This window comes from Sphingomonas sp. GW821-FHT09B04, assembly GCF_059418285.1.
On the sequence record NZ_JBWKPO010000005.1, the window covers coordinates 299,501 to 320,844 of the forward strand.

At 65.3% G+C, this 21,344-nt stretch carries 27 protein-coding genes; 19 read left to right on the top strand and 8 right to left on the bottom strand.

The window, feature by feature from the left end; translation table 11 throughout:
• Window positions 1-9: 9 nt before the first annotated feature.
• The 3 genes from AC07NK_RS17115 to AC07NK_RS17125 all read left to right on the top strand — a co-directional run bounded on the left by AC07NK_RS17115 (window position 10) and on the right by AC07NK_RS17125 (window position 2,878).
• Complete coding sequence (locus AC07NK_RS17115; protein ID WP_495171816.1) at window positions 10-780, top strand: type III pantothenate kinase; 771 nt, start codon at window positions 10-12, stop codon at window positions 778-780.
• A gap of 191 nt (window positions 781-971) precedes the next feature.
• Window positions 972-2,612 carry a ribonuclease J gene (locus AC07NK_RS17120; RefSeq protein WP_495171817.1) on the top strand — a complete coding sequence of 547 codons (1,641 nt, stop codon included), beginning with the start codon at window positions 972-974 and terminating at the stop codon, window positions 2,610-2,612.
• A 5-nt stretch (window positions 2,613-2,617) separates the two neighbouring features.
• Window positions 2,618-2,878 carry a DUF1467 family protein gene (locus tag AC07NK_RS17125; RefSeq protein WP_495171818.1) on the top strand — a complete coding sequence of 87 codons (261 nt, stop codon included), beginning with the start codon at window positions 2,618-2,620 and terminating at the stop codon, window positions 2,876-2,878.
• A 28-nt stretch (window positions 2,879-2,906) separates the two neighbouring features.
• On the opposite strand, the gene AC07NK_RS17130 is transcribed toward AC07NK_RS17125, so the two are convergent.
• The 5 genes from AC07NK_RS17130 to AC07NK_RS17150 all read right to left on the bottom strand — a co-directional run bounded on the left by AC07NK_RS17130 (window position 2,907) and on the right by AC07NK_RS17150 (window position 6,596).
• Complete coding sequence (locus tag AC07NK_RS17130) at window positions 2,907-3,533, bottom strand: hypothetical protein (protein ID WP_495171819.1); 627 nt, start codon at window positions 3,531-3,533, stop codon at window positions 2,907-2,909.
• Window positions 3,534-3,610: 77 nt separating this feature from the next.
• Window positions 3,611-4,072 carry a GNAT family N-acetyltransferase gene (locus AC07NK_RS17135; RefSeq protein ID WP_495171820.1) on the bottom strand — a complete coding sequence of 154 codons (462 nt, stop codon included), beginning with the start codon at window positions 4,070-4,072 and terminating at the stop codon, window positions 3,611-3,613.
• On the bottom strand, window positions 4,069-4,839 hold the full coding sequence (locus tag AC07NK_RS17140; RefSeq protein WP_495171821.1) for a hypothetical protein: 771 nt from the start codon (window positions 4,837-4,839) through the stop codon (window positions 4,069-4,071). The genes AC07NK_RS17135 and AC07NK_RS17140 overlap by 4 nt, the downstream gene beginning before the upstream one ends.
• A 2-nt stretch (window positions 4,840-4,841) precedes the next feature.
• A complete protein-coding gene (locus AC07NK_RS17145; protein ID WP_495171822.1) occupies window positions 4,842-5,960 on the bottom strand; it encodes a M14 family metallopeptidase in 1,119 nt (372 codons plus the stop codon).
• A gap of 36 nt (window positions 5,961-5,996) precedes the next feature.
• Window positions 5,997-6,596, bottom strand: a complete 600-nt coding sequence (locus AC07NK_RS17150; RefSeq protein WP_495171823.1) for a DUF4136 domain-containing protein — start codon at window positions 6,594-6,596, stop codon at window positions 5,997-5,999.
• Window positions 6,597-6,799: 203 nt separating this feature from the next.
• Between AC07NK_RS17150 and ykgO the strand changes: the two genes are divergently transcribed.
• The 3 genes from ykgO to AC07NK_RS17165 are packed head-to-tail and all read left to right on the top strand — an operon-like array spanning window position 6,800 to window position 8,533.
• Complete coding sequence (gene ykgO / locus AC07NK_RS17155) at window positions 6,800-6,925, top strand: type B 50S ribosomal protein L36 (RefSeq protein WP_066575973.1); 126 nt, start codon at window positions 6,800-6,802, stop codon at window positions 6,923-6,925.
• A gap of 8 nt (window positions 6,926-6,933) precedes the next feature.
• A complete protein-coding gene (locus AC07NK_RS17160) occupies window positions 6,934-7,554 on the top strand; it encodes an HAD family hydrolase (protein ID WP_495171824.1) in 621 nt (206 codons plus the stop codon).
• Between the two features lie 40 nt (window positions 7,555-7,594).
• The gene (locus tag AC07NK_RS17165; protein ID WP_495171825.1) at window positions 7,595-8,533 is read left to right on the top strand and encodes a DUF3829 domain-containing protein; all 939 of its coding nucleotides are present in this window, start codon (window positions 7,595-7,597) and stop codon (window positions 8,531-8,533) included.
• A 95-nt stretch (window positions 8,534-8,628) separates the two neighbouring features.
• Here the strand turns inward: AC07NK_RS17165 and AC07NK_RS17170 are convergent, their stop codons facing one another.
• A complete protein-coding gene (locus tag AC07NK_RS17170; protein ID WP_495171826.1) occupies window positions 8,629-9,630 on the bottom strand; it encodes an alpha/beta hydrolase in 1,002 nt (333 codons plus the stop codon).
• Between the two features lie 93 nt (window positions 9,631-9,723).
• Window positions 9,724-11,178, bottom strand: coding sequence for a pyruvate kinase (gene pyk / locus AC07NK_RS17175; RefSeq protein ID WP_495171827.1), 1,455 nt, complete (start codon window positions 11,176-11,178; stop codon window positions 9,724-9,726).
• Between the two features lie 175 nt (window positions 11,179-11,353).
• Between pyk and AC07NK_RS17180 the strand changes: the two genes are divergently transcribed.
• The 12 genes from AC07NK_RS17180 (at window position 11,354) to AC07NK_RS17235 (ending at window position 20,655) form a co-directional block, all read left to right on the top strand.
• On the top strand, window positions 11,354-11,728 hold the full coding sequence (locus AC07NK_RS17180) for a DUF1244 domain-containing protein (RefSeq protein WP_495171828.1): 375 nt from the start codon (window positions 11,354-11,356) through the stop codon (window positions 11,726-11,728).
• A 92-nt stretch (window positions 11,729-11,820) separates the two neighbouring features.
• Window positions 11,821-12,228 carry a DUF350 domain-containing protein gene (locus AC07NK_RS17185; protein ID WP_495171829.1) on the top strand — a complete coding sequence of 136 codons (408 nt, stop codon included), beginning with the start codon at window positions 11,821-11,823 and terminating at the stop codon, window positions 12,226-12,228.
• A gap of 22 nt (window positions 12,229-12,250) precedes the next feature.
• Window positions 12,251-12,667, top strand: coding sequence for a hypothetical protein (locus tag AC07NK_RS17190; protein ID WP_495171830.1), 417 nt, complete (start codon window positions 12,251-12,253; stop codon window positions 12,665-12,667).
• A 4-nt stretch (window positions 12,668-12,671) separates the two neighbouring features.
• On the top strand, window positions 12,672-13,817 hold the full coding sequence (locus AC07NK_RS17195; protein ID WP_495171831.1) for a glutathionylspermidine synthase family protein: 1,146 nt from the start codon (window positions 12,672-12,674) through the stop codon (window positions 13,815-13,817).
• A 4-nt stretch (window positions 13,818-13,821) separates the two neighbouring features.
• Window positions 13,822-14,217: a potassium channel family protein gene (locus AC07NK_RS17200; RefSeq protein WP_495171832.1), complete on the top strand. Its 396-nt coding sequence runs from the start codon at window positions 13,822-13,824 to the stop codon at window positions 14,215-14,217.
• Window positions 14,218-14,350: 133 nt separating this feature from the next.
• Entirely contained in the window at window positions 14,351-16,732 is a 2,382-nt protein-coding gene (locus AC07NK_RS17205; RefSeq protein WP_495171833.1) for a penicillin acylase family protein, read from the top strand.
• Window positions 16,733-16,740: 8 nt separating this feature from the next.
• Window positions 16,741-17,925 (top strand): serine hydrolase domain-containing protein, encoded by a 1,185-nt coding sequence (locus AC07NK_RS17210; protein ID WP_495171834.1) that lies wholly within the window; start codon window positions 16,741-16,743, stop codon window positions 17,923-17,925.
• A gap of 148 nt (window positions 17,926-18,073) precedes the next feature.
• On the top strand, window positions 18,074-18,622 hold the full coding sequence (locus tag AC07NK_RS17215; protein WP_495171835.1) for a LuxR C-terminal-related transcriptional regulator: 549 nt from the start codon (window positions 18,074-18,076) through the stop codon (window positions 18,620-18,622).
• Between the two features lie 35 nt (window positions 18,623-18,657).
• The gene (locus tag AC07NK_RS17220; RefSeq protein WP_495171836.1) at window positions 18,658-19,017 is read left to right on the top strand and encodes a hypothetical protein; all 360 of its coding nucleotides are present in this window, start codon (window positions 18,658-18,660) and stop codon (window positions 19,015-19,017) included.
• Window positions 19,018-19,064: 47 nt separating this feature from the next.
• Window positions 19,065-19,631, top strand: a complete 567-nt coding sequence (locus AC07NK_RS17225) for a hypothetical protein (RefSeq protein WP_495171837.1) — start codon at window positions 19,065-19,067, stop codon at window positions 19,629-19,631.
• Entirely contained in the window at window positions 19,523-20,185 is a 663-nt protein-coding gene (locus AC07NK_RS17230) for a JAB domain-containing protein (RefSeq protein ID WP_495171838.1), read from the top strand. Before AC07NK_RS17225 ends, AC07NK_RS17230 begins: the two co-directional genes overlap by 109 nt.
• Window positions 20,182-20,655 (top strand): MarR family transcriptional regulator, encoded by a 474-nt coding sequence (locus AC07NK_RS17235; RefSeq protein ID WP_495171839.1) that lies wholly within the window; start codon window positions 20,182-20,184, stop codon window positions 20,653-20,655. The genes AC07NK_RS17230 and AC07NK_RS17235 overlap by 4 nt, the downstream gene beginning before the upstream one ends.
• Here AC07NK_RS17235 and AC07NK_RS17240 read toward each other — a convergent pair.
• The gene (locus tag AC07NK_RS17240; RefSeq protein ID WP_495171840.1) at window positions 20,616-20,825 is read right to left on the bottom strand and encodes a hypothetical protein; all 210 of its coding nucleotides are present in this window, start codon (window positions 20,823-20,825) and stop codon (window positions 20,616-20,618) included. The genes AC07NK_RS17235 and AC07NK_RS17240 overlap by 40 nt on opposite strands.
• Before the next feature lie 90 nt (window positions 20,826-20,915).
• Between AC07NK_RS17240 and AC07NK_RS17245 the strand changes: the two genes are divergently transcribed.
• A complete protein-coding gene (locus AC07NK_RS17245) occupies window positions 20,916-21,239 on the top strand; it encodes a hypothetical protein (RefSeq protein WP_495171841.1) in 324 nt (107 codons plus the stop codon).
• Window positions 21,240-21,344 lie beyond the last annotated feature (105 nt).

The window sequence follows — 21,344 nt, forward strand, 5'->3', positions numbered from 1 at the left end:
GGTTCCCGGATGCTGCTCGCCATCGACGCTGGCAACACCAATGTCGTCTTCGCGCTGCTAGAGGGGCGCGAGATCCGCGCGCGCTGGCGCATCGCCACCGATCCGCGCCGCACCGCCGACGAATATGCGGTGTGGCTTAGCCAGTTGCTCGCGCTCGAGGGGTTCGACCGCAGCGACGTCACCGGCGTGATCGTCGGCACCGTCGTCCCGCGCGCACTCCACAATCTTCAGGTGCTGGCGAGCAAATATTTCAAGACCGACGCGGTGATCGCGGGCAAGGATGGCTGGCCGATCCGGCTGGATGTCGAAGAGCCCCAGAGCATGGGCGCCGATCGGGCGCTCAACATCATCGCTGCGCACGACAAGCACCCCGGCGACCTGATCGTCATCGATTTCGGCACCGCGACGACCTTTGAAGTCGCGGACTATGAAGGCAACTACAAAGGCGGGATCATCGCCCCGGGCATCAATCTCTCGCTCGACGCCCTCGTCAGCGCCGCCGCCAAGCTCCCCCGCGTCGCGATCGAGGCGCCGCAGTCGGCCAGCGTGATCGGCCTCAACACCGCGGACCAGATGCAGATTGGCATCTACTGGGGCTATATCGCGATGATCGAAGGCCTGCTCGCGCGTGTAAAGGCGCAGATCGGCCGACCGGTTAAGGTCATCGCCACCGGCGGTCTCGCGATCCTGTTCGAGAAGAACACCGACGTGTTCGACGTGATCGAGCCGGACCTCACCATTCAGGGCCTCGCGATCCTGTGGGAACGCCGGCGTAGCTAGCCCGTATACACCCCCACTATCGTCACCCCGGCCTTGTGCCGGGGTCCACTTGTCCTTACGCGCTAAACTCACACCTCTTGCGCATTGCTGGCCTCCCGGTGGACCCCGGCACAAGGCCGGGGTGACGGGTGAGGAACGGATGGCGGTGCTCGCGCGGCATGCGCCGGCAGCTTGAGATAACGAAAGATCAGATGACCCCCGGCAACGAACTTCTCTTCCTCGCGCTCGGCGGTTCCGGCGAGATCGGCATGAACGTCAATCTCTATGGGTGCCGCGGCAAGTGGATCATGGTCGATTGCGGGGTGATCTTCGGCAATCCCGATTATCCCGGCATCGACCTGATCCTGCCCGACCTCCAGTTCATCGAAGAGCGGCTCGACGACCTGCTCGGCATCGTGCTGACGCATGGGCATGAAGATCATATCGGCGCGCTGCCCTATCTCGCGGGCGACCTCGGCGTTCCGCTCTACGCGACCCCGTTCACCGCTGGCCTGATCCATGGCAAGCTCGATGAGGAAGGCCTCACCGAGCGCGTCGAACTCAATGTCGTGCGTGAGGAAGAGACGTTCGAGCTCGGCCCGTTCGGCATCCGCTACGTCCCGCTCGCCCATTCGATCCCTGAGGGCAACGCCGTCCTCATCGACACGCCCTATGGCCGCGTGTTCCACACCGGCGACTGGAAGATCGACGACACCCCCGTGATGGGTTCGCCCTCGACCGCAGAAGAGCTGACCGAGATCGGCGACGAGGGCGTGCTTGCGCTCGTCTGCGACTCGACCAACGTCTTCAATCCCGAAGCCTCGGGTTCGGAGCAGGAGGTTCGCGAGGGCCTCGACAAGGTCATCGCCGGCGCGAAGGGCCGCGTCCTCGTCACCACCTTCGCCTCCAACGCCGCCCGGCTGCAGACGCTGGGCGAGGCGGCGCGCGACACCGGTCGCGCCATGTGCGTCGCCGGGCGTTCGCTCGACCGCATCCTGCGCGTGGCGAAAGCCACCGGCTATCTCCGCAACTTCCCCGAGACGGTCGATTTCGACACCGCGATGACGCTTCCGCGCGACAAGGTGATGATCGTCGCCACCGGCGGACAGGGCGAGCCGCGCGCCGCGCTCGCGCGCATTGCCGACGGCACGCACCAGCTCAAGCTCGACAAGGGCGATCGCGTGATCTTCTCGTCCAAGCAGATCCCGGGCAACGAGCTGGCGATCGGCCGCATCATGAATGCGCTCGCGACCAAGGGCGTCGAGATGGTCACCGACCGTCAGGCTTTCGTCCATGTCTCGGGCCATCCCGGCCGCCCCGAGCTTGCCGAGATGTATCGCTGGATCCGTCCGGAGATCCTCGTCCCGGTCCATGGCGAGATGCGCCACATCGCCGAACAGGCGCGCTTCGGGATCGAACAGGGCATCCCCGGCGCCGTGGTGCAGACCAATGGCGAGATCATCCGTCTCGCCCCCGGCAAGCCCGAAAAGCTCGGCCACGCCCCTGCGGGCCGTCTCGTCCTCGACGGCGACGTGATCCTTCCCGCCGACGGCTCGACGATGAACGAGCGCCGCAAGCTCGGCCTCTATGGCCAGATGTCGGTCGCGGTTGCCCTCAAGGCGAGCGGAAAACTCGCCGGAACGCCGGAAGTGCGGATCCAGGGCGTTCCCGTCGAAGAAGACCGCGAGCCGTATCTGGAGGAAGCCGCAGAGGCCGCCGCGAAGGCGGTGTCGGGCTTCAAAGGCGGCGACCGCGAGAAACTGCGTGAGGCCGTTCGGCTCGCCACGCGTCGCGTGGCCGTGAAGTGGACTGGCAAGAAGCCGGTCGTCGATGTCCTGCTGATCGAGGTTTAAGGCACATGAACTGGCCCAGCGCGCTGGCGATCTATTTCCTGTTCTGGTTCCTGGCGCTGTTCCTGGTGCTGCCCTTCCACACGCGCACCAGCGTCGAAGCGGGGGAGCCGCTGGTCAGGGGCCAGGCCGAAAGCGCCCCGCAACATTTCCCCGCGGCAAAGATCGCGCTGCGCACCACGATGGTCGCGACCGTGCTGTTCGGGCTCTTCTATCTGAACTACGTCAACGGCTGGATCACCGCCGACATGCTCGACTACTGGAACTGATACCCGTCATCCCGGCCTTGTGCCGGGATCAGCGCACCATCGGTTCACCGGGCTTGTACTTGCGGTTCTCCGCCTGCGCCCGCTGATAGTCGTGCTGGGCGTCCATCTTCCTGAGCTCGGTTGCGGCCTTGTCCATCGACTCGATCGCCTGACCCTGAATCTTGTTCATGTTGGTGAGGACATAGGCCGACATCGCTTCGGCGATCTTCCCCGAATCGAACGGGCGCTTGTCGAGCCGTGAATCGATCTGCTCGTTCATCGATACCCGGCCGATCACCTTATACTGATCGGCGCCGGAGAGCGCGAAGCCTTTGCTCAGCACCTGCTCGGCGCCGTCGCTCATCTCGAAATCGGTCGTGACCCGCGTCTTGTCAGCGCCCGAAGGCGCGATGCCCACGGTGTATTTCGCGACCTGTTTCCCGTTGGCGTGAAAATACCAGATCATCGACTTTTCGGGCTCGCCGCCACGCGTCACCGCGCCGCCGCGCTGGTTGTACACCATCTTGTCGAACATCGAGGGCAGGGGGGTTGCTTCGACGATACGATACACTTCGGCCGGGGAGCGATCATAGGTCTCGCCGCCTTTGACCGGTCCATGGAAATAGGCGCCCGCCGCCAATGCGATCGCGACGCCGCCGAACATGATTTCCTTCATCGCTATCCCCGATGGCCCATCGGGGCAAATAGCGGGCGTGCGTCAATCGCCCGCCAACACCTATCCCTAATGCGCGATTAGGAGACGAGCGGCAGCACGAAGAAGCGATTGAAGTCGGTCGCCTCATAATCGGCAAAGGGTGGGCAGGGGACAAAGCCATGCCGCGCATACAGCGTGTGTGCCGCATCGAACGCGGCCCCGGTCCCGGTCTCCAGCTTGAGCGCTGTATAGCCGCGCGTCCGCGCCAGCCCGATGATGTGCTGCAGAATCGCGGTACCAACACCGCGCCCCAGCGCCGCTTCCGCGGTCCGCATCGACTTGATCTCGCCGCTCTCGCTGTCCAGCGCCTTGACCGCGCCGATCCCCAGCAGCGCCTCGCCGTCCCATGCCGACAGGAAGGTGATATCCGGCGTCTTCAGCCCCGACAGGTCGAGGAAATGGCAGGTCCCCGGCGGCGAGTTGGCGAGCATTCCTCCGGCATGGATTTCCAGCAGGCCGATCACCTGCGGGTCGTCGAGTTTTCCTTCGTGGATATTCATCGTGTCACCCGGAAACTATAGCGTGCGGCGATCGGGCGTCCTGCCCGGTCCACTGCAGGTGCGAACGGCCAGTCGCGCAGGCGCTGGCAGATCCGCAGGTCGACGGTATCGACTCGCGTCGCGCCGACCAGCGTGCACGCGCTGACCCGGCCGTCCGCTTCCACCCTCAACCCTCCGCTGACGCCTGTGACGCGGCCCGGCACGTCGCTTCCGATCAGCCCGGCGCCTGCGGCATCGATCGGGCGGACCGGCACGGGCCTGGAGTCCCGCGATATTGCCGACGGCATTATGCGGACGAGCGGGGGTGCGACCGGAATCACCATGAAATAATAGCTGACGCGCATCGTCAGCCGGTCGGTGGTTCGCTTGCCCTGCCAATCCAGCGCCGGGGTATGACGCAGATGTTGCATCAGGTGCGGACAGGCATGCGCATCGAAAGCGGGCTGGCCGCTCGGGCGCAGCATGCTGCATGCTGCGGGCCTCCCCGCTGCATCGATGTCCACCACCACGCGCAATTCCACCGGTTCCTCGTCGCCGCGCGCCGGAACCGGAAAAGCGCCGGTGTCCATCGTGGAGTTCAGCGAATCATAGTCGGCCCGGCGCACCAGCGCCGGATGCGGATCGAGTATTCCCTCGTCCAGGGTGCCGATCTGCGCGACCCGCCGGCTGCCGTCAGGCGCGATGAAGGGCCGGTCGAACGTCCGCATTTCCTGCGCCGGCGCGGTTGCGGGCGCGATCAGTGCCAGTGCGATCGCGCCCCACCGCATCGTCACACCTCGTCGATGAAGCCCGCCAGCGTATCGAGGCAGGCATGCGCCAGCGCCTTGCTGCGCTCGGGCGACCAGCCATATTCGGCATCGGGGCTGGGGTCGTGATCCTTGAACGGCATTTCCAGCGTCATCGACACTGCGCCGAAGCGCTCGGCGAGCTGGTTGGTCGACATCGACAGGTTCGCCTGTCCCGGCGCCGCCTTGTCATAGCCCTTTTCGAGCTGGAACAGCGGGGTCGCGGCGGCCAGCCGCTTGCCATATTCGTCGTATTTCGCGCCCAGTTCCGCGGTCCAGCTTGGGATGCCGTCGAACCCGGCGATGAAGTTGGCGGGGATCGCTTCGTCGCCATGCACGTCCATCGCAAAGTCGACGCCGGTCGCATCCATCGCATTGCGGACGTGGAGGACCTCGGGGCTCTTCTCCAGCGTCGGCGAATGCCATTCGCGGTTGAGGTTCACGCCCGCGGCGTTGGTGCGCAGATGCCCGCGGAAGCTGCCGTCGGGGTTCATATTGGGGACGATGTGGAAGGTCGCCTTGGCCCGCAGCGCTTTGGCGTTCGCGTCATCGGGGTCGGTGAGCTTCTCCAGCGCGCCTTCCATCCACCATTCGGCCATCGATTCGCCCGGATGCTGGCGGGCATAGAGCCACACCTGCTTCGGCCCGTCGCCCAGCGTCAGCAGGTCGAGCGCGCGCCCGTCGAGCGTCACGCCGATCTCGCGATGCGTCACGCCCGGCTGCGCGGCCATGCGCGCGATCAGGTCGGCGTGGCGCTCCATCGAATAGGGGGCGAAATAGGCGAACCATGCCACATCGCCGTCGAATTCATGGCTGAAGCTGAACACCCCGTCGGCATAGTCGCCATCGGTCATCCGCCACGCCTCGCGGTCGCTGCTCACCCGCGCCTTGTAGCCCGGCCAGCCGAACGCATAGGCCGATCCGCCGGCATTGGTGATGCGGAAGGTCAGCCGCCGCCCGCGCGCACCCGCGACGCGGAAGTGGAACCACTGGTAGAATTCGGACAGGTGATCGGGGACGATCTCGAGGTTGACGGTATCGCCGTCGATCCCGGTCAGGCGAATGTTGCCGCTGTCGAACGCGGCGTTGATCTGAATGCTCATGTCACCGTTGCTGATCTGGAGAAAAGGGAAGGGCGGTTACTTCACCGTGGTCGTGATGCCGGATTGACCCGGAAACTCCTTGAACAGGGCCGCGGCTAGTCTGGCCGCGCCATCGTCCGGCTGCGCGCCGGGCGCGCCGCTCAGCGTCTCGGTGATCGCCTTGCCTTCCCACACGACGGTGTTGTCGCCATGGCGGCGGATCTGGACGGAGAGTTCCATGCCATAGACGGTGCGGGTCTTGCCGCCGATGCCGGTACTCACGCCGCCGCCCACGCCGACATTGCCGCCAAAGCTGCCGCCACCGATCCCGATCGTCACGGGCGGGCGGGTGCGGACCTGACCGCGATCGGTGCGGGTGAAGCTGACTGCAGCGGCATAGTCGGCGGTGCCGCCCGGTGCTGCCGGCGCGAAGCCCAGACGCTCGAACTCGCTTGTCACAGCGTTGGCATAGATGCGGAATTCCGGTCCGGCGAGCTGCCCGGCCCCCGCCTGCACAGCGACGGTCCCGGGCGGGATCGGTTGCGACAGATGATAGCGAGTCGCCTCGACCGGCGCTGCGCGCCCGCCTCCGGTGGTCGAACAACCGCCGGCCAGTGCGGCCACGGCGGTCAGGGCGATCAGGACGCGGGTCTTCATCGGAAATACTCCTCCTGCCGTTCGCAACGAACGGCCTAACGCGGTCAACATGGTTACGCGCGCGAGGGTTCCGCTGCCAAGCCTTTTGACAGCGGTTTGGCGTGGGTTTCTGCCATGCTCGCCTTGACTTCCCCGGGATCGACCTCTAGGCGAGCCCCTCTTTCCGGCACCAGCCACACAATTCGAGATAGTAGAGACCGGTCATGAAGATCGTGAACAGCCTGAAGTCGCTCAAGGGGCGCCACCGTGACAACCGCGTGATCCGTCGTCGCGGCCGTGTCTATGTGATCAACAAGACGCAGCGTCGCTTCAAGGCCCGCCAGGGCTGAAGCCTGCCATGGGAGGGGTCCGCGCCGCTATCTTCGATATCGGCAACGTCCTTTTCACCTGGCATCCGCGTTTTCTCTACGAGCGCCTGATCGGTGACGATCGGGCGCTCGCAGCGTTTCTGGATGACGTCGTCACGCTGGAATGGCATTTCCAGCATGACGAGGGCCGCGACTTCGCCGACACCTCGGCGGAGCTGACCGCGCTGTATCCGCAGCATGCCGATCTGATCGCCGCCTGGCAGCCGCGCTTCAACGAAAGCATCGGCGGGCCGGTGCCCGGCATGCACGACCTCGTCGGCGACCTCGATTCGGCGGGGGTGCCGCTGTTCGCAATCACCAACTTCAGCCACGAATTCTGGCCGCCCTTCCGCGCCGAATGGACCGGGCTGTTCGATCGTTTCCGTGAGATCGTCGTCTCGGGCGATGAGAAGCTGGTGAAGCCCGATCCCGCAATCTATCACCTCGCGCTCGACCGCTTCGGTCTGCAGCCGCACGAGGCGGTGTTCATCGACGACAATGAGGCGAATGTGCTGGCCGCCCGCGCGCTCGGTATCCACTCGATCCATTTCACCGATACCGCCTCCACTCGCAGCGAACTTGCCGATTTGGGTTTGCCGCTTCACGCCTGATCAATAAGAAGTGCCCGTCTGACGCTATCAGGAGACGGGTATGAGTATTTTCAAGATCGGTGCACCGGCGGCATTGCTGGCACTGGCGGCCTGCAATGGCGGCGTCGGCGGAAACAATTCGACGGCTGCCGTCGGCGGAGACGCTGAAGCGGTAACCGAAGCCGGTTCGCAGGAAAACGCGAAGCTCGCTGCTTATACTCAGGCGTATAACAAGCTGATCGGCACCTTTGGCCTCACTGAAACTGCCAAGCGGTACGAGGACGCCAACGTCTCGAAAAAGGCCGGCAGCGACAATGTCTCCATCACCGACGGCTGGGTTTCGCAGGGCCGCGATGCGCTGAACAAGGCGATCGAGAGCCCGGGCGATCTGGGCAAGGCGGATGCCGCGGCCAAAGCGCTGCGCGATACGCTCGATCCGCTGCTCAAGCGGCTCGACGCTCTGAAGATCTATTATGATTCCAAGGCGTACAAGGATGATGCGCTGGCGCGCGGCAAGGCCGAGGACGCACCGATGCGGGCCGACTTCACGCGCGCGCTGGATGCACTGCATGCATTCGACGCCCAGATCACGATTCTGCAGCGCGCGCGCGACGAGAAAATGATCGCCGAATTCAAGGCCAAGGGCGATCTTCTGTCGTTCAACAGCAAGACCGCGCTGCGTCAGGCCGAGGATCTGGTCAATTTGTTCAACAAGCCCGAGGATCTCAAGGACCCTGCGGTGATCGCCAAGGGCAATGCCCAGATCACCGTGCTGGAGAAGACCCTGAGCGATCTGCGGGCCGAAACCGAAAAGGCCAAGGCGGGCGGCGGCGATGCCGACCGCACCCGCAGCCTGATCTATCACGGACAGGTCGCGGACTATCTGACCAGCCTGGTCGGCAAGTATCGCGAATTGCGCGAGGATGGCGACGCGGACGATCGCAACTCGATGATCGACTATTACAACCGCGCCATCGACGCGGCGAACAACCTCAACTGACACGGTTGCGGGGGGCGGTCCGGTGACCGCCCCCCGCCATCGCCCGTCCGGCCCGCTTCCTGAGCGCGTCGCTCGGGATGGGCCCCAGCTCCGTTTCACCGATGTGGCGGCGTGCCGGGCGGAATTGTCGCGGCTCGATCTGCCGGGCTGAGCTCGGCCAGAAACGCGCCGACCGCATCGAACAACGCCTGCCGGCGGGTCTCGAGATGCATGCGATGCGCCCCGCCGGGCAGCCTGACGTCGCGCGCGCCGCCGGGAACGCCTGAAAGCCGCGCGAACAGCCATGCCGCATCCGCATCCGTCGTGACCGGATCCCATTCTCCCCGCACGATCAGGGTCGGCGCACGGATCGCGGTCGGGTCATAGGGATAATGCCCCGCCCATGCGGCGGCCAGGTCACGCTGCGGTCCCGACGGCACCAGCACCGATGGCGGGGTGCGCGACCCGCTGGTCGGGTCCGTGGCGAGATAATCATGCGCCCAGACCTCGAACCGTTCGCGCGCGATGACGGTCTCCCCGGCAGGGACACCCCATTGGAATCCGTTCCACTGATCTTCGGCGGTCACCGGATAGGTCGGGGCCGTCGGTACCGGCTCGGCGGGCTCGTGGCGCAGCGCGACCGGGCCGAACAGCACCAGTCGCTCGACCCGTTCGGGGTGCCGCGCGGCGAACATGCCGGCGGGCAGCGACCCACGCGAATGCGCGATCAGCGACAGCCGCTTGCGGCCCGACTGGCGCAGGATGTGGCGGACCACGCGTTCGATCTCGAGCACCGAATCCCCGGCATCGCCGTTATAGGGCGCGGCCGGCCGATCCGATCCGCCAAAGCCCGCAAAGTCGAACGCCCAGACGTCGAAACCGCGCGCGCGCAGGTCGTCCATCCAGCTGCGCCCGTCGATGCGATAGGCGATCGACGACCCCGACGGGAAGGTCGCGCCATGGATATAGAGGACGGCCGGTCCGTCCGCCGGAGCGTGGCGGAGCAGTAGCGCCGGCTCGCCACGCGTGCCGGTCAGCCGCGTCACCTCCTCGGCGGCTGACGGCGCCGCGGCCAGCGCCAGCGCAGCTGCGATGCCCTGAACGACGGGTTTGAACATGACTTTTCTCCTCGATTCGAACGTGCCCGGTGAAGGCAGGTTCGTAGCGAGGCATCATGCCCGAACGCTTCGGTTAAGGCCGAACTATGGGGCTCAGCCCCGGTTCTTCAGCTCGTCGCCCAGGATCCGCACCACGTGCAGCACGTTGGTCGAGCCCGGCGTGCCGAACGGAACGCCCGCGCACACGATCACGCGGTCGCCTGCCTTGGCGATACCCTGACGCAGCGCCATGCGCTTGGCCTTGGCGACCATGTCCTCGAACGAATCGACGTCGCGCGTGTGGACCGCATGGGTGCCCCACAGCAGGCCCATCCGCCGCGCCGTCTCCATCTTCGGGGTCAGCACGAGGATCGGCACCGCGGGCCGCTCGCGCGCGATGCGGCGCGCGGTCGATCCCGACATGGTGAAGCAGATGATCGCGGTTGCCGACACCGTCGCCGCGATCGACTTGGCCGCTTCGGCCAGTGCGTCCGCCGTCGTCGGGTCGGGGCGGGTCACGGTGAAGTGCACGCGGTCGCCATGCGCCGGGTCGCGCTCCACCGAATCCGCGATCGCGTCCATCATCGTCACCGACTCGATCGGCCATTCGCCCGCGGCGCTCTCGGCCGAGAGCATGATCGCGTCCGCGCCGTCATACACCGCGGTCGCGACGTCCGAGACCTCGGCGCGGGTCGGGGAGGGCGAAGTGATCATCGATTCGAGCATCTGCGTCGCGACGATCACCGGCCGGCCCAGCCGACGTGCGGTCTCGACGATGCGCTTCTGCATCGGCGGAACGCTCTGCGGCGGCAGTTCGACGCCCAGATCGCCGCGCGCGACCATCACACCGTCGCACGCCTCGACGATTTCCTCGAGCCGCGTCACCGCGCTCGGCTTCTCGATCTTGGCGAGCAAGGCCGCGCCGCCGCCGATGAGCTTGCGCGCCTCGGCCAGATCCTCGGGCCGCTGAACGAACGACAGGGCGATCCAGTCGACCTTCTGGTCGACCGCGAACGCCAGGTCGCTGCGGTCCTTCTCGGTCAATGCTGCCAGCGGCAGGACCATGTCGGGGACGTTGAGTCCCTTGGAGTTTGAAAGCGTGCCGCCGACCTCGACCCGCGTCTCGATCCAGCCGTCGCCATAGCGCGTCACGCGCAGCACCATCTTGCCGTCGTCGAGCAGCAGGCGCGCGCCCTCGGTCACTGCTTCAAAGATTTCGCGATGGGGCAGCTCGACGCGGGTTGCATCACCCGGCGTCTTGTCGCGGTCGAGGCGGAAGGTTGCGCCGGTTTCCAGCACCACCTTGCCGTCGGCGAACTTGCCGACGCGAAGCTTGGGTCCCTGCAGATCGGCGAGGATCGTCATCGGGCGGCCGGTGCTCTTTTCCAGCGCGCGGATCGCTTCGATCACCGGCACCTTCGATGCCTGATCGCCATGGCTCATGTTGATGCGGAAGGCGTCGGCGCCCGCGGCATAGAGCGCGGCGATCATCTCGGGCGCGTTGCTCGCAGGGCCGAGCGTCGCCAAGATACGCACCTTGCGCGAACGCGGATGGATCGCCTTCGACATTGTTCTTGTCTCCTCACTCGATTTCGGGGGCGGAGGGGTTTCCGCCAGCTGCTGGGTCGAAATCGTTCCGCCATCCAGCGCTCGCGATCCATCTGGAGCGGATCGTCGCAACGCGGGCTTGTGCGGGCCGTTCCCTAACGGCAAATGCGGACGATACAACCGTGGAGGCGAAACAATGACAACGTTGGACCGAATCGACGACCGGATCGCCGCCGAAGCCTTTCGCCGCCTCGTCCGCCACCTGCGCCATCGCACCGATGCCGAGAATATCGAACTGATGGGCCTTGCTGGCTTTTGCCGCAACTGCCTTGCCGACTGGCTTGAGGAAGAAAGCCGCGGCCAGCTCAACAAGGACAGTGCGCGTCAGGCGATCTACGGCATGCCCTATGCCGACTGGAAGGCGCTCCACCAGAAAGACGCCACCCCCGAACAGGTCGCGCGGATGGAGGCGAGCATCGCCCGCAACAGGCGCGAGGCGGAGCTGGACGACGCGCTCGACGACAGCTTCCCCGCCAGCGACCCGCCCTCGATGACCGATCCGGGGCGCTGAGCCCGGCCGCCAAGTCCCTGCTTCCCCGGCGGTAAATCGCTTGATAGACAAGCGCCGCCGCGGAGGTTCCCGCGTGACGGGGAGGGCAAGACATGTTCGAATATTTCATCGGCACGCTGCCGCATTTTCTGGCCTATTTCGGCGCCGCGGTGGCGCTCGCGGTCGTGTTCCTGCTGATTTATGTGACGGTTACGCCGCACCGCGAATTCAAGCTGATCCGCGAAGGCAACAGCGCCGCCGCGACCCAGCTCACCGGCACCTTCCTCGGCTTTGCCATCCCGGTCGCGATCGTGATCGGCAATTCGGTCAGCATCCCCGACATGCTGCTCTGGGGCGCGGTCGCCGCGATCGTCCAGCTCGCGGTCTTCTTCGTCATCTCGCGCCTTTTGTTCAAATCGATCTCGGACAAGATCGCGGAGGACTGCGTCTCTTCGGGCATTTTCGTTGGCGGCATGGGGCTCGGCATCGGCATCCTCCAGGCAGCGTGCATGGTCCCCTGAGCGGCCGGCGAGGAGATCGAACATGAAGAAGCATCTCACCATGACTACCGCGATGGCTGCGGCGCTCATCGCGCTGCCGGGCTGCTCGGGCGGCGACGACTGGAACGAGGATGTCTATGCCTCGGGCGACACCGCAATCTGTGTCGACAAAGAGGGGAAGCGCGTCGACGACGACCAGTGCAGCAAGGATCGCGTCCATTATTCGGGCGGGGGCGGGTCCAGCGCCTTCCTCTGGTACTATCTCGGGCGCAGCTCGGCGGTCCCCTATTATGGCGATTCGATCCGGGACAAGCGTTACGCGGGTCAGGGGTCGTATCAGCCGCGTCCCGGCGCCAGCTATACCTCCGCGCCTTCGAGCACCCGCATGACCCGGTCCGCGGCAGTGTCGCGCGGCGGCTTCGGGTCGAGCGGGCGGAGCTTCGGCGGCGGCAGGTCCTGACCGGATGCAACGACACACGATCGCCCCGCGCGACAATTGGCAGGGCGCCGTCGAGGAACAGGGGCTGATCTGGCACAGCGATGCCGACGGCCCCTATTGGGACGAAAGCGCCTATTATTCCTTCACGCTGGATGAGGTCGAGCGGTTCGAGGCGGCGAGTGAGGCCGTCTATCAGCTGTTCATGGAGGCCGGCGAGTGGATCGTCGGCCAAACCGACGTGCTCGAACAGTTCGGCATCCCCGAATATTGCCACAAGGCGATCCGCACCGCGTGGAAGGCCGAGCCGCCCGCGCTCAACTATGGCCGGTTCGACTTCGGCTATACCGGTGACGACGATCCCAAGCTGTTCGAATTCAACTGCGACACCCCGACCTCGATGCTCGAAGCGGCGGTGGTGCAATGGGACTGGAAGGAAGCCTGCTTCCCCGATCTCGACCAGTATAACAGCCTGCATGAAAAGCTGATCGGCCGCTGGGCCGCGCTCCGCGCGCGTCTGCCTGGCCAGCGCGTCTGGTTCACCCATGTCGCCGACGCCGCGCATGAGGATACGATCACCACCACTTATATGCGCGATCTCGCGGCGCAGGCGGGGCTGGAGACGCATGCCGTGCTGATCGACGATATCGGCGTCGATGCGCAGGGCCGCATCGTCGATCAGGAAGATCAGCTGATCTCGGCGATCTTCAAACTCTATCCATGGGAATGGCTCGTCCGCGAAAGCTATGGACAGGACCTCATCCGCCATTTGCCGACGACCGTCTGGATCGAGCCGATCTGGAAGATGCTGTGGAGCAATAAGGCGATCCTTCAGGTGCTGTGGGCGATGTTCCCGGGCCATCCCAATCTGCTCGCCGCCTCGGTGGTGCGTGAGCGGATCGGCGAGAGCTATGTCGCCAAGCCGTTCCTCGCGCGCGAAGGCGCGAATATCGAGGTGGTCCGGCGCGGCGAGACGCTGGCGCGCTCGCAGGGCGAATATCGCGACGGGCTGACCATGTATCAGGAGCTCTTCCCGATGCGCGATTTCGGCAATGGCTATCCGGTGCTCGGCTGCTGGGTAGTCGATGGCGTCGCGGCGGGGATGGGCATCCGCGAGGACGGGCTGATCACCGGCAACCGCGCCCGCTTTGTCCCGCATGTCATCAGGGGGTAGGGGAATGCGCAATCTCAAGGCCGCGACCGACACGTTGCGTGAGCTGGCGGCGGCGTATCTGGTGTTGCTGTTCGCCGCGGCGGCGCTGTTCATGTATCTCGAAAGCGCACCGTTCCTCGACAGCCTCTATTGGGCGGGCACCACCGCGACCTCGACCGGCTATGGCGATATCTCGCCCAAGACCTCGGGCGGGCGCGTGCTGGCGCTGGCACTGATGCATATTTCGATTTTCGGTGTCGCCCCAATGATTATCGTCCGGCTGATCGACCGCCTGAACGAGAATCGCGACGCCTTCACGCATGAGGAGCAGGAGCTGATCCTTAAGCGCCTCGACCGGATCGAGACGCTGCTCGCCGCGCAGGCCGCAGCGCATCCTCGCCCCGACGCGCCGCGCGAATGATGCCGCACCCATAACCCCGGTCTATTGGCGTCCAACGCTTGAGTCATGGACACCCAGCGGGCGCGCGGCCAGTTTTCGCCTTCATGCGGATATTGGGGGAAACTTGCCGATGCTCAACCGACGTTGCTTTCTGTTGGGCTCGACCGCCGCGCTGGCCGCACTTCCTGCCGTCGGGGCACCACTCCGGCTCGCCCCGGTGATCACCGGGGGCACCCGGAGCGTCGCGGGGCTGTCCGCGCCGATCGACATCGTCGACGACAAGTTCGGCATTCCCCATATCCGCGCCGCGACCATCCCCGACGCCTTCTTCGGACAGGGCTATGTCGTCGCGCGCGACCGACTGTTCCAGATCGATCTGTCCTATCGCCGCGATCTTGGCCGGCTGGCCGAGGTTTTCGGCCAGAAATTCGCAAAGCATGACGGCGTCGCCCGCCTGTTCCGCTATCGCGGCGACCTGAATGCCGAACTGGCGCGTGTCCCCGCCGACGTGATCGCCTGCGCCCGCGCCTATGTCGCCGGGATCAACGCGCGCGTCGATGAGGTGACCGCCGATCCGAGCCAGCTCCCGCTCGAATATGGCATTCTCGGCATCACCCCGCTCAAATGGGATTTTGAGGATCTGGTGCGCCAGCGCGAGGCGTCGGAGGGCAATACCGACGACAGCGTCCGCCGCGCCCAGCTCGCCGCACTCGGGCTGCTCGATCTCGACGCGGTGGTCGCGCCGCTGCGCCCGGCCTGGACGATGACCGTCCCCAAGGGCCTCGACGCCGCCGCGGTCACCGATGCCGATCTCGGCGTGCTGCGCATCGGCCGGCTGCCCTTTGGCGGCCCGCCGCCCGCCGCCGATCCCGCCGCACCCGCTGCGCGCGTCTCCTCGCTCGATCACGCCGTGTCGGCCGAGCGCAACAATGCCGGCAGCAACGCCTGGACCGTGTCGCCCTCGCGCACCACCACCGGCCGCCCGATCCTCGCCAACGACCCGCATCTCGGGATCGGCGGGTTCAGCCCGCGCCATGTCGCGCACCTGACCGCCCCCGGCCTCGACGTGATCGGCGGCGGCTCGCCCGGGCTGCCCGGCATCATGCAGGGCCATACCGACCGCTTCGCCTTTGGCCGCACCAACTTCCATATCGACCAGAGTGACCTGTTCATCCTCGAGCTCAACCCCGAGAACCCTGAAGAGTATCGCCACAATGGCGGCTGGAAGCGCTTCGACACGGTCACGGAGACGATCCCGGTCAAGGATGGTGCAGCCGAAAGCGTCACGCATCGCTACACCCTTCAGGGTCCGGTGATCGCGCACGATCCCGCCCGCCGCCGCGCCAGCGTGCTCACCACCGTCGCGATGCAGCCCGGTTCCGCCGATTGCTTCGCGATGATCGCGATCAACCTGTCGAAGGACTGGGTCAGCCTGCGCAAGGCGTTCGCGCTGCACCCGTCGCCGACCAACTTCCACTATGCCGACGTTCAGGGGAATACCGGCTGGCAGGTGATCGGCTTCGCCCCGGTGCGCAAGGATGGCGACGGCCTGCTCCCCGTGCCCGGCGACGGCAGCCACGACTGGACCGGCATGCGCAACTTCAGCGCGCTGCCGAGCGAGTATAACCCGAAGAAAGGCTGGTTCGCCTCGGCCAACCAGAACAATCTGCCCGATAACTGGCCGCGCGACCGCATTCCGGCCTTCTCGTTCCGTGAGCCCTATCGCTACGACCGCTGCGCCGAGGTGCTGGCGTCGCAGCCCAAGCACAGCATCGCCGACAGCGTCGCGCTCCAGCACGACACGCTGTCCAAGCCGGCGCAGCAGTTCCTCGCCCAGCTGCCCGCCAACCCCTCCGCCGCGGTGAAGCCTGCGGTCGACCTGCTCCGCGGCTGGAACGCGCATCTCGACGCGAACAGCGGCCCGGCGGCTTTGTTCGAGACCGTCTGGCGCGACCTGTCGAAGCGCATGCTTGCCGCGATCGTGCCCGATCGTGCGAAGAACCTCGTCACCGAAATCTCGCCGTCGGTCCTGCTCGGCCTGCTCGCCAAGCCCGATGCCCGCCTCGGCGCCGATCCCAAGGGCACCCGCGACGCGATCCTCGACGCCGCGCTCGTCGCCGGCTGGGCCTCGGCACAGCAGCTGCTTGGCGCCGATCCCGCCGCGTGGCGCTGGGGAACGCTCCATCAGGTCAAGCTGCGCCACCCGCTCTCCGCCATCCCCGCCATCGCCAGGGCGTTCCCGGCGATCGAAGGGCAGGGGTCGGGCGGCGACGGCTTCACCGTGATGGCGCGCTGGCTCGGCTCTGGGCCGGGCTGGAACGTCGGCGGCGGCTCCAGCTACCAGCAGGTGATCGACGTCGGCGCGTGGGACAATTCGCAGATCCTGATCATTCCCGGCCAGTCGATCGATCCGCGCTCGCCGCATTATCGCGACCAATATGGCGCGTGGATCGCCGGCGACACGCTCCCCTTGCTCTACAGCCGCGCCGCGGTGGATAAGGCTGCGGCTTCGCGCACCACGCTCAAACCGTCCTGAGGGGGACCATGCTCCGCCACATCGCCGCCTGCCTGCTCCTCGCCGCGCCCGCCGCGGCGCAGGACGCCCCCCTCGATCGCGCCCTGACGGACTTCCGCAAGCTCCACCGCGCCGAGGTCCAGCGCGCCAATATCGCCGGCAGCAGCTTCTATCTTGTCCGCAATGGCCGCACGCTCGCCGCCGACCATCTCGGCGAGCAGGACGCCGACGCCCATGTGCCGGTGGATGCCAACACCATCTATCACTGGGCCTCGGTCACCAAGACGATGACCGGGATCGCGATCCTGCAGCTGCGCGACCGCGGCCTGCTCAAGCTCGATGATCCGATCGTGAAGTACGTCCCCGAACTCGCCAAGGTGCACAACCCCTTTGGCGACACCGGCGCGATCACGATCCGCCAGCTGCTCAGCCACAGCGCCGGCTTCCGCAATGGCACCTGGCCGTGGCGCGACAAGGACTGGCAGCCGTTCGAGCCGCCGAGCTGGAAACAGCTCGAAGCGATGCTCCCCTATACCGAAGTCCAGTTCAAACCGGGCAGCCGCTACAGCTATTCCAACCCCGGCATCGTCTATCTGGGTCAGGTGATCGAGCGCCTCTCGGGCGAGGATTACGAAGTCTATATCGACAAGAACATCCTGCGCCCGCTCGGCATGCACGCCAGCTATTTCGACCGGACCCCGCCGCATCTGCTGCGCCACCGTTCGCACAGCTATTATATCCGCGACGGCAAGCGCAGCGCCGCGCCGTTCGATGCCGATACCGGCGTCACCGTCTCCAATGGCGGCCTCAACGCGCCGATGCCCGATATGGCGCGATACGCCGCCTTCCTTCTCGGCAACGACGCGATGCGAAAGGCGGACTACGACCTCATCCTCAAGCGCGCCTCGCTCGACGAGATGTGGCAGCCCCAGCTCCCTGCGGGCGAGGATTTCAGTCAGGGCCGTATGGCCACGACCACCCAAATTGGCCTGAGCTTCTTCATCGACCGCGTCGAGGGCATCCGCGTCGTCGGCCATAATGGCGACCAGAACGGCTTCCGCGCCTATCTCAGCCTGTGTCCCGATCGCGGCATCGCCACGCTGCTCGCCTTCAACACCGAGACGCGCGGTGTGCGCAACGACTCCAGCAACCGCGAGACCGCCGAATCGCGCGTGGCGCTTGGCACCGACGCGCTATGCCGGGCAGGCGGGTAGGGCCCTTCCACCTGAAAACGACCGCGAAGTGCCGGCGATAGTGGTTAATGCTGGCCCATTGTCTTCAGCGCCTGCTGATCATTCGGCGTCCGGAGCCGATCACCCAGATTGATGATTCGCGCGCCGATAGTTAGTGTCCGTGCGTGCGATGTCCGAACTCGTGAGATCTTCCTCTGCGCTGACTGCGATCCAGATCGCCACGCTTCGCCTCGTCTATTGCGGACTGTCGTCGAAACAGATCGCCCGGCGCCTCGGGACTTCACCCCATACGATCGATGCCCGCGCTGCGCGCGCCGCCCGGAATCTGGGCTTGCCGGATCGAGGAGCGGCTGCGCGATGGGTCATGGCGAATATGCCCGGCCCATATGAGAGGTTGATATATGAACTGATGGCGGTTGCCCCTCGCCTGCCATCCGCTGCAACCTTCTCCTCGCCGAACGATGCTCTGATCGGTTTGAGTGAGGGGGTTGCGGAAATCCACGCCGCCTATGTCCCGCCCTCGAACCTGCTCAGGGAGGAAGTCCGGTCTTGGAAATGGGGGAATCCGGATGAAGTTCGTCCGCTCACACGTGCCGGGCTAATCCTGATCCTCGCGTTCCTGATCCTGGCGATCGTCTTCACCCTGCTTGCGATGGGTGAACGAGCCAGCGACTGGGCCCGCGAGAATCTCCCAAATTACTCGCAGGCCAACGACTAACCGCAGCGCCCTTCGCGCTGCGAAGGGGATGATGCATGTCGGAATTCATTCATGAGATCGCCGCGGAGGTGTCTCCGCTCGTTCTGGCTGCCGATGAGGCAATGGAAGACGCGGTGGTCGCGCTCGCGAACCTGATGGCCGGGGCTGTCGCCCGGCGCCGGGAGGCCGGCATTCTTCCGGCGCAAGCTCAGCCGACCGTACTGCTCCTTCACCGCGCGCTCTCGCAGACGATCGAAACGCAGAGCAATGTTCTGCGCGTCCATGGCAAGCTCGCGGATCAATACCGCACCCTTGCCAGCGACGATGTGCACGCGATCACAGTCGAGGGCGTCCAGCGCTCTGCCGAGCGGGCTACGCGTCATCGTCATGGTCTTGTTGCGGTCAACGCTGCCTGAACGTTTGATCGCTTGACCGCAGCCGGCAGGCATGGCGGGTCTAGCCAATGCGATTAGCAATTGTCCTGGCCATTCTCGCCTTCCTGCTCACGGTCGTCGTGAGTGTTGGATTGAACGCGCACTATGCGCAGACCCATGGAGAGTTCCTTGTCTATGTCTCCGCGGCACGCGTCGCTTTCTACATCGGCTTGGCGATAGGCACATGCACCTATGCCATCCGCTGTGGCGGCACGCCCGAGCGCATAGTCGGGATCGTGATTCTCGCCGGACTGGCGGGGGATCCGATCCTGCATCAACTCCTCCATCTGCGCTTTGCGACGGTCGATCCAACGCATCTCGTCATCGACATCAGCCGGTTCGCGGCTTTCGCCGCCGTCGCACTGACTGCCAGCAGGTTTTGGCCGATATGGATCAGCTCATTTCAATTGCTCGCTCTCGGCGCGCACGTCGCCAAGGCGATGAACCTCGCAATTCACCCGATCGTCTACGCAACAATGAGCGTGATGTGGTCGTACGGGATGCTCGCCGTCCTGATCATCGCGACCCATTATCATCGGCGGCAGACCGCGCACGGCGAGATGCGGAGCTCCTGGAGCGACTTCTCGCGCCGATAGGCAAACCGGCAGCTGAATTTGCAGAGCGCCTGATTCTGCGCTTTGCGTCATTGGGCGGGGTGCTCAGCGCCAGTTCGACAGCGATCATCAACGAGACGTCGGCGGATGTCGTGGAGCTGCTCGATGCGCATCGTGCGCTGCTCGCGCATAGCCTTCGCGACCGGCTTCTCGATATGCCCATCACGGCCAGCGGGGCTGCGCTCGAGCGATACCTCGTCGCCACACTGGGCGATGCGCGCTCCGAAAGGATGCGCGCGCTCTTTCTGGACAGCGGCAATCGCCTGATTCAAGACGAGCTGATTGCCGAGGGTGATCCGGGATGCATTCCCGTTTCGACCCGCAAGGTTCTGAACCGGGCACTCGAGCTGTCTGCCAGCGCGGTCATCCTGGTTCACAATCATCCGGGCGGATCGGCTGAGCCCAGCTCGGCGGATATCGCGTTCACACGACGGGTTGCCGACGCGGGAAAGCATCTCGCGATTCGGCTTCACGATCATCTCATCATCGCAGGAAACGCGTGTGTCAGTCTGCGTGAGCGGGGGTTGCTTCAATGAGCATGTCAGTCGAAAATGCCCGGACCGTAGCCGGGGGTGCCGAAGACGCGATGTCTGGCTCCAAACCTATCGTTCAGATGATGCGTGGGAGCGGCCGCTCGGACTGCACCGCGTCGGATCAGTCGATTACCCTGGCAGCTCGATCGCTCTATCGAGCGAGACGGCGCCGGCTACAGCATTTCCCTTCGCTGGAGCGCGACTTCGGCGAGCCGGTCTGGGACGTGATCCTCGACCTGTTCGTTGCGGAACGGGAAGGGCGGTCGGTTTCGATCACCAGTGCATGCGTTGCCGCGTCTGTTCCTCTCACCACCGCGCTTCGCTGGGTTCAGCAGCTGGAGGAGATGAAAGTGGTTCTTCGCGAACCCGACCCAACCGATCGACGCCGCGCGTACATTCGCCTTTCCCGATCCACCGCAGCAGCGATGGAGGGTTACATCCGCGAGCTGATTGCGGAAGGAGCGGCTGGCTGATCGGTGGCCATCGCTTCGAGTGTCAGCGCAAGCGCGTGGTCGATGTGGCAGGCGATGCGGGACATCCCAAGCGCATCGGCGACATCCAGCGCGGAGCGCAGCAACGAAATCAGCTCGGTCGGGGCAGGTTGTACAGGCATCGGGATCAATCCTTGTGTCTCCAGCGGCATGTCAATTCCGATGGCTGAACACAATCCGCGATTGGGTCGTGAATTGCCCGACTTGCTCCAAATCAAACCAAATCAACGAAGGACCCTCTGATGATTCAGGATGAGGCCGAGCGATACGCCCTCGAGGTTCGCGATCGCGTCTTCGGCGCGACCGTTCGCGCTATCGCCGATCAGATGCATCCGAAGGGGGTTTCGGAGTCGGCGCGCTCGCTCAGTTTCAATGCAACGATCGATGCGCTTTTGAAGGTCGTTGCCGAGTTGGTGGCGGAGGCGCAGGTCTCGACAAACCCCGTGGTTCAAAATGCGATTCTGGCCAATCTGAACCATGCGCTGGAACAGCATTTCGAGAACGCGAAGCGCTCCATCGCAGAGCACGAAAGTCATCAGGCTCGCGCCCGCCGCGACCTCAATTGAGCGTGTGCGGGATTCGATTGCCGCGTGGCGGGGGCTGGGCTTCGGCGCAGCAACTGCTCGGCGCCGATCCCGCCGCATGGCGCTGGGGACGGGCGCGCTGTGCCG

Bases quoted from the DNA above. Each gene is read 5' to 3' on its own strand.
- AC07NK_RS17115 (WP_495171816.1), top strand. From the start codon at position 10: ATGCTGCTCGCCATCGACGCTGGCAACACCAATGTCGTCTTCGCGCTG.
- AC07NK_RS17120 (WP_495171817.1), top strand. From the start codon at position 972: ATGACCCCCGGCAACGAACTTCTCTTCCTCGCGCTCGGCGGTTCCGGC.
- AC07NK_RS17125 (WP_495171818.1), top strand. From the start codon at position 2,618: ATGAACTGGCCCAGCGCGCTGGCGATCTATTTCCTGTTCTGGTTCCTG.
- AC07NK_RS17130 (WP_495171819.1), bottom strand. From the start codon at position 3,533: ATGAAGGAAATCATGTTCGGCGGCGTCGCGATCGCATTGGCGGCGGGC.
- AC07NK_RS17135 (WP_495171820.1), bottom strand. From the start codon at position 4,072: ATGAATATCCACGAAGGAAAACTCGACGACCCGCAGGTGATCGGCCTG.
- AC07NK_RS17140 (WP_495171821.1), bottom strand. From the start codon at position 4,839: ATGCGGTGGGGCGCGATCGCACTGGCACTGATCGCGCCCGCAACCGCG.
- AC07NK_RS17145 (WP_495171822.1), bottom strand. From the start codon at position 5,960: ATGAGCATTCAGATCAACGCCGCGTTCGACAGCGGCAACATTCGCCTG.
- AC07NK_RS17150 (WP_495171823.1), bottom strand. From the start codon at position 6,596: ATGAAGACCCGCGTCCTGATCGCCCTGACCGCCGTGGCCGCACTGGCC.
- ykgO (WP_066575973.1), top strand. From the start codon at position 6,800: ATGAAGATCGTGAACAGCCTGAAGTCGCTCAAGGGGCGCCACCGTGAC.
- AC07NK_RS17160 (WP_495171824.1), top strand. From the start codon at position 6,934: ATGGGAGGGGTCCGCGCCGCTATCTTCGATATCGGCAACGTCCTTTTC.
- AC07NK_RS17165 (WP_495171825.1), top strand. From the start codon at position 7,595: ATGAGTATTTTCAAGATCGGTGCACCGGCGGCATTGCTGGCACTGGCG.
- AC07NK_RS17170 (WP_495171826.1), bottom strand. From the start codon at position 9,630: ATGTTCAAACCCGTCGTTCAGGGCATCGCAGCTGCGCTGGCGCTGGCC.
- pyk (WP_495171827.1), bottom strand. From the start codon at position 11,178: ATGTCGAAGGCGATCCATCCGCGTTCGCGCAAGGTGCGTATCTTGGCG.
- AC07NK_RS17180 (WP_495171828.1), top strand. From the start codon at position 11,354: ATGACAACGTTGGACCGAATCGACGACCGGATCGCCGCCGAAGCCTTT.
- AC07NK_RS17185 (WP_495171829.1), top strand. From the start codon at position 11,821: ATGTTCGAATATTTCATCGGCACGCTGCCGCATTTTCTGGCCTATTTC.
- AC07NK_RS17190 (WP_495171830.1), top strand. From the start codon at position 12,251: ATGAAGAAGCATCTCACCATGACTACCGCGATGGCTGCGGCGCTCATC.
- AC07NK_RS17195 (WP_495171831.1), top strand. From the start codon at position 12,672: ATGCAACGACACACGATCGCCCCGCGCGACAATTGGCAGGGCGCCGTC.
- AC07NK_RS17200 (WP_495171832.1), top strand. From the start codon at position 13,822: ATGCGCAATCTCAAGGCCGCGACCGACACGTTGCGTGAGCTGGCGGCG.
- AC07NK_RS17210 (WP_495171834.1), top strand. From the start codon at position 16,741: ATGCTCCGCCACATCGCCGCCTGCCTGCTCCTCGCCGCGCCCGCCGCG.
- AC07NK_RS17215 (WP_495171835.1), top strand. From the start codon at position 18,074: ATGTCCGAACTCGTGAGATCTTCCTCTGCGCTGACTGCGATCCAGATC.
- AC07NK_RS17220 (WP_495171836.1), top strand. From the start codon at position 18,658: ATGTCGGAATTCATTCATGAGATCGCCGCGGAGGTGTCTCCGCTCGTT.
- AC07NK_RS17225 (WP_495171837.1), top strand. From the start codon at position 19,065: ATGCGATTAGCAATTGTCCTGGCCATTCTCGCCTTCCTGCTCACGGTC.
- AC07NK_RS17235 (WP_495171839.1), top strand. From the start codon at position 20,182: ATGAGCATGTCAGTCGAAAATGCCCGGACCGTAGCCGGGGGTGCCGAA.
- AC07NK_RS17240 (WP_495171840.1), bottom strand. From the start codon at position 20,825: ATGCCGCTGGAGACACAAGGATTGATCCCGATGCCTGTACAACCTGCC.
- AC07NK_RS17245 (WP_495171841.1), top strand. From the start codon at position 20,916: ATGATTCAGGATGAGGCCGAGCGATACGCCCTCGAGGTTCGCGATCGC.